General features: G+C 37.7%; 1 protein-coding gene. It reads right to left on the reverse strand.

Annotation, left to right across the window (positions count from 1 at the left end):
• Nucleotides 1–1,280 (reverse strand): MBOAT family O-acyltransferase (locus F4V45_RS01055; RefSeq protein ID WP_281292463.1); only part of this gene is annotated, 1,280 nt, incomplete at its 3' end.
• Nucleotides 1,281–1,301 lie beyond the last annotated feature (21 nt).

Below are 1,301 nucleotides of genomic sequence, written 5' to 3' on the forward strand. Positions count from 1 at the left end.
GATTCTAAGCAATTTAAAATAGCTCCATTTTCTACTGCACTAAATCCAGCATTCGCCCATTTAGCAAAGCTATCGGCGATTACTACTTTTTTAAATAAGCCTATGGAGAAGATGAATAAGCCTTTAGCGATGTATTCCCAGTTTATGATACTAGGCTTATTATCCATTATTGTTATTTGTAAAGTTTTAGTTTCTATGGGTTTAGTATTATTCGTGCCTATGGGGTGTGTCATCGCATAAAACTGCGGCATCATCTCTCTATGATGCACAATAGGTCCAGCGATGAGCTGGGGGAAAAATGTGATAAACAAGCAATAGTCTAAGAAATTGATATGTGGAATTTCATTATTAGTTTTAAGCGTTGGCTTTTTAGATTCTGCGTTGTTCTCTATATTGGATTCTAGCTTTTTTGTTTCTTCCCTCTCTTTACCTTGCTTATAACAATCCACTAAAAATGCAATTTGCTGAAAGGTTACAAATGATAAGGCTAAAGGCAAAAGAATATGAGGCAAAGGGATAGTAAAATCTAAGGCTAAAAGCTTACTAAAAAGATTAAAGTTTTCTAAGAAAAAGTCAGTGTATTTAAAGATACCAAGTAAAAAAAGATTAAAGATAATGCCAAGGGTTAGGAGGGTTTTAGGAGAGAGCTTTTGTGTTTGGAGCGATTCAGCTTTTGAGCTCAAATGCGGGAGCTGCACAAAAGCCCTGCGGTCATTACCGCTTAGGTAACTCCCTTGTGCTTTTGCTTGCAACCCACATTTACTAAAGAAACTGCGGCTTTGCCTTGTTTTCTCATCTACAATCTTAGAATCGCCTGTAATCTGCTTAGATTCTATGGCTTGTGTGGATTCTAGTGCAACTTGCTCGCGGAAAGATTTTTGCGCTAAAAATGGGGTTTTGCAAGGCGAGTCAAGGGCGCGCACTTGGGCGTGCGTAACTGCAGACTCGCTGCAGTAATCGCCATTTTTAGCCAAAAAGCTAACGCCTTCTAGCTTCCCCCCCCCCCCGTTAAAATTCATATTTATTTGCTTCTTAGCATATAAGCTTCTCACAATACCTTTAGCTAAACAATAATTAACAACAATAGAGCCTAGCAATATAGGCAGATAAATAAACTTCCAATACGCATAGAAAAATAAGCTTGCTATAACTAAAAAGCCTTTAGCAAGAGTCATATAGGTGGTAGAATCTTTTTTAACACTCAATGCTTTTAAAATATGAAACACTGCCCACACAATAGGCAAAAAGCAAAAGATAAAGAGATAGGAGTTAAAGAGCATTTAGGTCCTTTGGTGTGGGGG

The sequence above is a fragment of the Helicobacter canis genome, assembly GCF_008693005.1.
Classification (GTDB): Bacteria; Campylobacterota; Campylobacteria; order Campylobacterales; family Helicobacteraceae; genus Helicobacter_B; species Helicobacter_B canis.